An 8180-nucleotide genomic window follows, 5' to 3' on the forward strand; every position below is an offset into this window, starting at 1 on the left:
AGGGCGGGCCGTGCCCGCCATGCCGGCCCCCTTCGACATCCGGCGCCCGCGGGGCGCCCTATGTAAACAACGAATTTCTTGGCGGGCTTCGCGGCTTTGCGAGAGAGGATTCTTTGTCTTGCGTTTCTCTTCGTGGTTAAACGCGCTTGGACTCCTCCACCGGCACCTCTCTGTAGCGCGGCCAGGAGCGTATGACGGCCTGGATGAGGGTGGCCAGCGGGATGGCGAAGAACACGCCCCAGAGGCCCCACAGGCCGCCAAAGACGATCACGGCGGCGATGATGGCCACGGGGTGCAGATTGACCACCTCGGAGAACAGCAGGGGCACGAGGACGTTGCCGTCCAGGAACTGGATGATGGCATAGGCAATCAGGACCCACGCAAACTCGGCCGACAGACCCCACTGGAAGTAGGCCACCAACGCCACGGGGATGGTGACCACGGCGGCGCCGATGTAGGGGATGATCACGGAGACCCCCACCATGACCGACAACAGCATGGCGTAATTGAGTCCGAACAGGGTGAAGGTCACGAAGGTCACGGCCCAGACGATCAGGATCTCGACGAACTTGCCGCGCACGTAACTTGCGATCTTCACGTTCACCTCGGCCCACACCTCGCTGGCCAGCCCCCGGTCCCGGGGCAGGAAGCTGGTGATCCAGTGCAGGATGGCGTCCTTATCCTTGAGCAGGAAAAAGACCATCAGCGGCACGATGATCAGGTAGACGAAGAAGGTCACCAGGTGCATCGCGGACGCCAGTGAGAGGCTCACCACGCGCTGGCCCAGCAGTGTCGCCTCGGTGCGGATGGCGCCCATCATCTCGCGCACCTGCTCCTCGGAAACGAACTGGGGATAGCGCTCGGGAAGCTGCAGCAAGAGGTTCTGGCCCTGGGCCACGACGCCGGGAAGCTCACGCACCAGCTGCACGATCTGCTGGGAAAGCAGGGGAAACAGGCCGAGGAGCGTGACCACAAAGAGGGCCAGGAAAACCACGAACACCAGAATCACGGCCGGCAGCCGCGGCATGTTCAGGCGTTGCAGTTTCTGCACCGCGCCCTCCAGCACGTAGGCAAGGATCACACTGGCCAGCAGCGGCGCCAGGAGGCGGCCGGCCAGAACGACGATTGCCGTGCCGAAGATCAGCAGCAGGGCAAGGATCACCACCTGGGGATCGGTGAAGTGGCGGTTGTACCAGTCGCGCAGCGGTCCGATCATTCGGCTTCATCCTTGCCGGCCAGACGCCGGTAGTGCATCTCGAAGACCACCTCCAGTTCGTCGATCACTTCGTGCGCCGCACGCCCCTGCATCACGTGCTGGGCCATGAGGGTCGAAGTCTCGTTGAGGAGTTTCGACTTGTCCAGCATGTGGTAGGTCGCAGACAGGCGCTTCATGGCCTTGACCACGCTCTCCCCTTCGGGCCGCGGGATGGGCTCGGGCTCCGGGATCTCCCTGACAGGCGCCTCGCTCTCGGATGCCAGGAAGCGCGCGAACGCCAGCAGGGCGCGCTGCTGCTCCTCGGGCAGGTCACGAAACAGGCGCAGCAGTTCCTTGTCGGCCGCGTCACCGCCCCCCTTGACCGCGTTCGGAATCACCGGCTTTCCACCTTGAGGTTGAACACGGGCATCTTGCGCCTTTCCTGCATGAGGGAAAGCGCGGTCACAAGGGCCTTGAGCACCAGCGCCGTGGTCTCCTGCATCTGGGCCCACTCCATGCGGACCTCGGCCAGCAACTCGCCGATGTGCGGCGCAGGATTGTGCTTCGCTTCCATGATGATGTCCTCGATCATGCCGGGCTTCATCTCGGGGCGGAACAGCATTCCGTACGTGAGCGGGTCCGGGCGCACGGCAAGCCAGTGACCATCTTCATCCTCCAGAATCGGTTCCACACCCCGGGGCAATGTCACATCGCCGTTGTACATCACCAGCAGACGGCGTCCGTCCATCTCCTCGGCCAGCGGATCCCCCTTGCCGGCACCCGTCATGCGGGCGGTGACGAATCGGGCCGTGTGCATGGGCTCGGCCTCGGGGGCGCCTCCGGCCGCCACGGCAACCATCTGCCCGCCCATGCCGATGCCAACCACCGGACGCTGCGCCTTCTGAAAGATCCGGATCAGATTCAACTCGTCATCCAGTTGTGGCACGTGTTCCCGGTCCGTCAGGGGCCAGGCGCCCCCGAGCAGCCATATTCCGTCGAACTGGGCCGCCGAACCGGGCAGTGCCTGGCCCACGAACGGCCGGAAGTAACTGAAGCCGATATCGCGCTTCTCGAGCTGGGATTCCACCAGCCCGAGAAACTCCGAGTAGGTATGTTGCACGACGAGGTAGTTCTTCATCGTATGAGACTCCGTGGCGATGACGCGTCACGGATTGCGGCGGCGGTCAGCTGGCCGCCTCGGAGCGGGCATCGTCGCCTGAATGTACGTGGCAGTAATTGCGCGCAAAGTCCAGCAACTCTTCCATGGCCCGCAGGCGGAATTTCTGGCGTTGCCGCACGAAGGAGAAGGGTCGCTCCAGCGGCGGGTCCAGGGGAATGGCCACGAGCCGCTTGAGTTCCAGCTCCTTGTCGATGGTGGCCCGGGACAGGATGGACAGCCCCATCCCCGCCTCCACGGCGCCCTTGATCGCCTCCGGGCTGCCCAGCTCCAGGCAGACACCCAGGGCGTTCTTGTCGATACCCTCGCTGGCCATGTGTTCCACGATCACCTCGCGGGTCCCGGAACCCTCCTCCCTGCAGATGAACGGGTACGGAAGAATGTCCTCCATGCGCACCACCTTGCGGTCGGACAACGGATGCCCGGGAGGGACAATGAGTACCAGCTGGTCGACGCGGCAGACTTCAACCAGCAGATTGCGATTGCCGACCGGCGCTTCCACGACACCCAGGTCAATGATGTTGTTCTCCACCATCGAGACGATGCCTTCCGAGTTGGAGACCTTTAGTCGGATGTTGATCTCCGGGTATTTGCGCTTGAAGTCGCCGAGGAGGGACGGGAGCATGTACTCCGCGACCGTGGTGCTGGCGCCCAGAGTCAGTGCGCCGCTGACGTCGCCCGTCAACTCGCGGACCGAGTTCTCCATCTCGGCATACATCTCGAAAATGCGTTCCGCGTATTCGTACACGGTACGCCCTGCTTCCGTCAGGCTCACCCTGTTGTGGGTCCGGTCGAACAGACGCGTGTTGAAGTAATCCTCCAACTGGCGGACCTGGAAGGTGACGGCCGGCTGGGTCATGTGCAGGGCGTCCGCTGCCTTGGTGAAGGACAGCAGTTTCGCCACCGTGTAGAAGACCTGGAGACGTCGATCAGCCATCAGGGAGCCCGCTGCCCTAATCAGAGTAATAAGGTGTACTAATCAGGACATACTAGCACATTGATGGCCCCCCGGTGCCGCGCGGCACATCCCCCGGGACCATCGTGGGCATGAGCGCCGGCCCTGCCCATGACCTAAAATGTAGGCCCCCGGGGACAGATAGGATCCCATGAGCCAAGCCTGGAAGAAACTCGACCTGGAAGGTGCCGGCCTGCAGCGGCTCAACGTGCTTCTGGCCCGGGAGATGAAACGCCGCTCGGCGGCCTACGCGCTACTGGCCCTGTTCCCGCTGGGCCTGCACCGCTTCTACCTGGCCGAACCCGTCGGCGGACTGTCCTATCTGGGCCTGTCCCTGCTGGCAGGGGTACTGGCACTGACACTCGGACCGGTCTGGCTGCTGGTGGGCCTGGTCCCGGCCCTCCTGCTGGCCGCCGTCGACCTGGTATGGATCGACCGGCGCGTGACCGACTGCAACAAGGCGCTGCGCATGCGCCTCTTCTTGCAACCCGGCACCCATCCGCCCAAGGGCTACCAGGGCCGCTACCCCGACGACGACACCGGCCTGGACGATGATGTGCGCCTCAAGGAATCCGAACGCGCCGGTCCCCCGCCCGCGGGCAGTGGTGCGGCAGATGCCGGTCGAGTGCCCTCATTCAACGAACAGGAGGCGATGCTCAGGGAACTGGCGAGAAGGAAGAAGGGGCGCAGGTGAAAGGATGAAGGATGAAGGATGAAGGATGAAGGATGAAGGATGAAAGTAGAGCGTAACCCTTGACCACTCAATTCATCCTTTTGCCTTCAACCTTCAACCTTTCAGATCACGCGTCCCCCGGCTTCCACACCCCCGAGGCTTCCTGCGGGGGCGCCGCGGGGCGCTGCTGCTGGGCGACCACGTCGTTGAACACGTGCTGGACGAAGCCGTTGAGCTGCTCCAGGTATTCGCGCTTCTGGCCTTCCTCGATGGGCTGACTGGCCAGCATGTAGCCCATCACGGCCGCCAGGTACTGCGTGGCCACCAGAGGATCGCGACAGCGCGGATCATTCTCCGCCAGCGCCTGCTGCAGCTGCTGCACCAGTTCACCGGACAATTGCAATGCATCACTCATGACAATGACTCCCCGAATATCTGTGTCCGGGGAGTCTAATACAGATGGGTGCGGGGGCGGAATTCAGCCCTTGGGCTGGTCTGGGAAAAGCACTTCTCTCGCGAAGACGCAAAGCCCGCAAAGAAAACCGATCAATATTTGGGCCGCACCGTGGGCGCCTTGAGTTCCGGATACAGGTCTGACCGCCGGGGCACAGCCCGCCACTCCATAAGACCTTCTTCGCGGGCTTCGCGTCTTCGCGAGAGAAACGCTTTTCCCTTCGTGAGTCTCGTGGCAAAAATCAGTTCTACGACCCCTTGGAGAAGGTCAGTCCGTCGCCGGCGACGTCCACGCGGATGGTGTCGCCGGGGAGGAACTCGCCGGAGAGGATGGCCTGGGCCAGCGGGTTCTCCACCTGGTGCTGGATGGCGCGCTTGAGGGGGCGGGCACCATAGACCGGATCGAAGCCCGCCTCGCCCAGGCGGTCCAGGGCCGGCTCGGAGACGTCCAGCCCGATGTCGCGCTCGGCCAGGCGCCGGCGCAGGTCGTCCAGCTGGATGGCGGTAATGGAGCGGATCTGCTCGCGGCCCAGGGGGTGGAACACCACCACTTCGTCCACGCGGTTGATGAACTCGGGGCGGAAGTGCGTCCCCACCACCTCCATGACCGCCTGCTTCATCTGCTGGTAGTGCTCCTCGCCGGCCATCTCCTGGATGATCTGGGAGCCCAGATTGGAGGTCATCACGATCACCGTGTTGCGGAAATCCACGGTGCGCCCGTGGCCGTCTGTCAGGCGCCCGTCATCCAGCACCTGCAGCAGCACGTTGAACACGTCCGGGTGGGCCTTTTCCACCTCGTCCAGCAGGATCACGCTGTAGGGCTTGCGGCGCACGGCCTCGGTGAGATAGCCGCCCTCCTCGTAGCCCACGTAGCCGGGCGGTGCGCCGATGAGCCGCGCCACGGAGTGCTTCTCCATGAACTCGGACATGTCGATTCGCACCATGGCCTCCTCTGTGTCGAACAGGAACGCGGCCAGGGCCTTGGTCAGCTCCGTCTTGCCCACACCCGTGGGGCCCAGGAACAGGAACGAGCCGTTGGGCCGCCGGGGATCCGAGAGACCCGCACGGGAACGTCGGATGGCGTTGGACACCGCGCGCACGGCCTCGTCCTGGCCCACCACGCGCCGCGTGATGGCCTCTTCCATGCGCAGAAGCTTCTCGCGCTCGCCCTCCAGCATCTTGGACACGGGGATCCCGGTCCAGCGGGAGACCACCTCGGCGATCTCCTCGTCCGTGACCTTGTGGCGCAGCAGGCGCATCTCGTGCATCTCCGCCTGGGCGGCCATGTCCAGTTGCTTCTGCAGCTCGGGGATGCGCCCGTACTGGAGCTCCGACATGCGCGCCAGGTCGCCGGCCCGGTGGGCGGTCTCCAGCTCGAGACGCGCCCGCTCCAGCTCCTCCTTGATGTGGGCCGTGCCGGACAGTGCTGCCTTCTCGGCCTTCCAGATCTCGTCCAGGTCGGCGAACTCACGCTCCAGCTTGTCGATCTCCTGCTCGAGGCTGTCCAGGCGCTTGCGCGATGCCTCGTCTGACTCCTTCTTGAGCGCCTCGCGTTCGATCTTCAACTGGATCAGGCGACGCTCCAGACGATCCATCTCCTCGGGCTTGGAATCGATCTCCATGCGGATGCGGCTGGCGGCCTCATCCACCAGGTCGATGGCCTTGTCGGGCAGCTGGCGGTCGGTGATGTAACGGTGGGAAAGTGTGGCGGCGGCAACGATCGCCGGGTCCGTGATCTCCACCCGGTGATGCACCTCGTAACGCTCCTTCAGGCCGCGCAGGATGGCGATGGTGTCCTCCACGGATGGTTCGTCCACCAGCACCTTCTGAAAGCGGCGCTCGAGCGCGGCGTCCTTCTCGATGTACTTGCGGTACTCATCCAGCGTGGTGGCGCCGATGCAGTGCAGCTCGCCGCGGGCGAGTGCCGGCTTGAGCATGTTGCCGGCATCCATGGAACCCTCGGCCTTGCCAGCGCCGACCATGGTGTGGATCTCATCGATGAACAGGATGATGCGCCCTTCCTGCTTGGCCAGGTCGTTCAGGACCGCCTTGAGGCGCTCCTCGAATTCGCCGCGAAACTTGGCGCCCGCGATCAGTGCGCCCATGTCCAGCGACAGCAGACGCCGGTTCTTGAGGCCCTCGGGCACCTCGCCGTTGATGATGCGCTGGGCAAGGCCCTCGACGATGGCGGTTTTGCCCACGCCGGGCTCGCCGATCAGCACGGGATTGTTCTTGGTGCGACGCTGCAGCACCTGCACGGCACGACGGATCTCGTCGTCGCGACCGATCACGGGGTCCAGCTTGCCCTGTTCGGCGCGCTCGGTGAGATCGATGGTGTACTTCTCCAGCGCCTGGCGCTGCTCCTCGGCGTTGGGGTCATCCACCCGCTGCCCGCCGCGCATTTCCTCGATGGCCTTCTCCACGGCCTGTTGTTCGGCGCCGGCCTTCCTCAGCAGTTCGCCCAGCGTGCCCCTGTCCTCCAGGGCCGCGAGCAGGAAGAGCTCGGAGGAAATGAACTGGTCCTTGCGCTTCTGGGCCGCCTTGTCGCACAGGTTGAGCAACCGCCCCAGGTCATTGGAGATGTGAAGCTCGCCGGCCGCACCCTCCACGCGGGGCAGGCGTTCCAGGGCCTCGCCCAGTTGCGAGCGCAACAGGTTGATGTTGGCGCCGGCCCGGGCCAGCACGTGACGCGCGGTACCCCCGTCCTGATCCAGCAGGGCAATCATCAGGTGTACCGGCTCGATCATCTGATGATCGCGGCCCACCGCCAGGGAATGGGCATCCTGGAGGGCCATCTGGAACTTACTGGTCAATCTGTCCATGCGCATGGGCTGAAATCTCTCGCGGCAACTGTGGCAATACCCCTAAGATGGGTGGGTCTGCCGCGAATTCAAGATTCAATGTTCAAGATTCAAAGGCCGCCGCCCATCATTCCCTTGAATCTTGAATCTTGAATCTTGAATTTGTCCCTGCTTTCAGCGCCTGATCCAGATCAGGCTCGCCATGCGGCCGGTGCGCGGCTCACGGCGGTAGGAATAGAAGCGCTCCCTGTCAGTGAAGGTGCAGAAACCACCGCCGTGGACGGTGGTCACGCCGCTGGCCGCCAGCCTGCGCCGCGCGAGGGTGTAGAGATCGGCGAGCCAACGGTCCCCGTCCGGCTGGAACGCGATGGCCGCGCCGGGATCGCGCTCCACGAAGGCGGTCCGCACCTCGTTGCCCACCTGGAAAGCACCGGGTCCGATCGCGGGTCCGAGCCAGGCCATGAGCCCGTCACCGCCCCCCAGCGCACGCACGGTGGATTCCAGCACGCCGGTGGAGAGCCCGCGCCAGCCCGCATGCGCGATCGCCACCCGGTCGCCCCGCTCATGGCAGAACAGCACGGGCAGGCAATCGGCCGTCATGACCGCGCACACCACACCGGGTGTGAAGGCCACCGAAGCATCGGCCCGGGGCTCCGGCTGACAGTTCCCCGCATCCACCACGGTGGTGTCGTGCTCCTGCTGGAGCCAGACGGGCTCCGCCGGCAGGGAGAGCGATTTCACCAGCAGCGCCCGGTTGGCCGCCACCGCCTCGGGCGCATCGCCCACGTGCGCCGCCAGGTTGAAACTGTCGAAGGGTGGCGCGCTCACGCCCCCGCGCCGCGTGGTCGAGGCGGCACCAACGCCGGAGGGGGCAGGCCAGTCGGGGATGAGGATGTCCATATTCAGTCAAGGATGAAGGATGAAGG

General features: G+C 64.6%; 8 protein-coding genes. 1 reads left to right on the top strand and 7 read right to left on the bottom strand.

What is annotated here, in order from left to right; translation table 11 throughout:
- Positions 1-136 precede the first annotated feature (136 nt).
- From B1C78_RS10565 to B1C78_RS10580, 4 genes are read right to left on the bottom strand one after another with little or no spacing between them, the layout of a single operon-like run.
- Positions 137-1216: an AI-2E family transporter gene (locus tag B1C78_RS10565; protein WP_077279134.1), complete on the bottom strand. Its 1080-nt coding sequence runs from the start codon at positions 1214-1216 to the stop codon at positions 137-139.
- Positions 1213-1593, bottom strand: coding sequence for a Crp/Fnr family transcriptional regulator (locus B1C78_RS10570; RefSeq protein ID WP_077279135.1), 381 nt, complete (start codon positions 1591-1593; stop codon positions 1213-1215). Before B1C78_RS10570 ends, B1C78_RS10565 begins: the two co-directional genes overlap by 4 nt.
- Positions 1590-2333 carry a type 1 glutamine amidotransferase gene (locus B1C78_RS10575; RefSeq protein WP_077279136.1) on the bottom strand — a complete coding sequence of 248 codons (744 nt, stop codon included), beginning with the start codon at positions 2331-2333 and terminating at the stop codon, positions 1590-1592. The genes B1C78_RS10570 and B1C78_RS10575 overlap by 4 nt, the downstream gene beginning before the upstream one ends.
- Positions 2334-2379: 46 nt before the next feature.
- Positions 2380-3309: a selenium metabolism-associated LysR family transcriptional regulator gene (locus B1C78_RS10580; protein ID WP_077279137.1), complete on the bottom strand. Its 930-nt coding sequence runs from the start codon at positions 3307-3309 to the stop codon at positions 2380-2382.
- 169 nt (positions 3310-3478) lie between these two features.
- On the opposite strand from B1C78_RS10580, the gene B1C78_RS10585 reads away from it, so the two are divergent.
- Positions 3479-4021, top strand: a complete 543-nt coding sequence (locus tag B1C78_RS10585) for a TM2 domain-containing protein (RefSeq protein ID WP_077279138.1) — start codon at positions 3479-3481, stop codon at positions 4019-4021.
- 106 nt (positions 4022-4127) lie between these two features.
- On the opposite strand, the gene B1C78_RS10590 is transcribed toward B1C78_RS10585, so the two are convergent.
- The 3 genes from B1C78_RS10590 to pgeF all read right to left on the bottom strand — a co-directional run bounded on the left by B1C78_RS10590 (position 4128) and on the right by pgeF (position 8154).
- Complete coding sequence (locus B1C78_RS10590) at positions 4128-4415, bottom strand: hypothetical protein (protein WP_077279139.1); 288 nt, start codon at positions 4413-4415, stop codon at positions 4128-4130.
- Between the two features lie 286 nt (positions 4416-4701).
- Positions 4702-7275: an ATP-dependent chaperone ClpB gene (gene clpB, locus B1C78_RS10595; protein ID WP_077279199.1), complete on the bottom strand. Its 2574-nt coding sequence runs from the start codon at positions 7273-7275 to the stop codon at positions 4702-4704.
- Between the two features lie 153 nt (positions 7276-7428).
- Positions 7429-8154, bottom strand: a complete 726-nt coding sequence (pgeF, locus tag B1C78_RS10600; RefSeq protein WP_077279140.1) for a peptidoglycan editing factor PgeF — start codon at positions 8152-8154, stop codon at positions 7429-7431.
- Between the last annotated feature and the right edge of the window lie 26 nt (positions 8155-8180).

The sequence above is a fragment of the Thioalkalivibrio denitrificans genome, assembly GCF_002000365.1.
GTDB lineage: Bacteria > Pseudomonadota > Gammaproteobacteria > Ectothiorhodospirales > Ectothiorhodospiraceae > Thioalkalivibrio_A > Thioalkalivibrio_A denitrificans.

Excerpts from the sequence above, each read along its gene's own strand:
- B1C78_RS10565 (WP_077279134.1), bottom strand. The coding sequence starts at position 1,216 with ATGATCGGACCGCTGCGCGACTGGTACAACCGCCACTTCACCGATCCC.
- B1C78_RS10575 (WP_077279136.1), bottom strand. The coding sequence starts at position 2,333 with ATGAAGAACTACCTCGTCGTGCAACATACCTACTCGGAGTTTCTCGGG.
- B1C78_RS10580 (WP_077279137.1), bottom strand. The coding sequence starts at position 3,309 with ATGGCTGATCGACGTCTCCAGGTCTTCTACACGGTGGCGAAACTGCTG.
- B1C78_RS10585 (WP_077279138.1), top strand. The coding sequence starts at position 3,479 with ATGAGCCAAGCCTGGAAGAAACTCGACCTGGAAGGTGCCGGCCTGCAG.
- B1C78_RS10590 (WP_077279139.1), bottom strand. The coding sequence starts at position 4,415 with ATGAGTGATGCATTGCAATTGTCCGGTGAACTGGTGCAGCAGCTGCAG.
- clpB (WP_077279199.1), bottom strand. The coding sequence starts at position 7,275 with ATGGACAGATTGACCAGTAAGTTCCAGATGGCCCTCCAGGATGCCCAT.
- pgeF (WP_077279140.1), bottom strand. The coding sequence starts at position 8,154 with ATGGACATCCTCATCCCCGACTGGCCTGCCCCCTCCGGCGTTGGTGCC.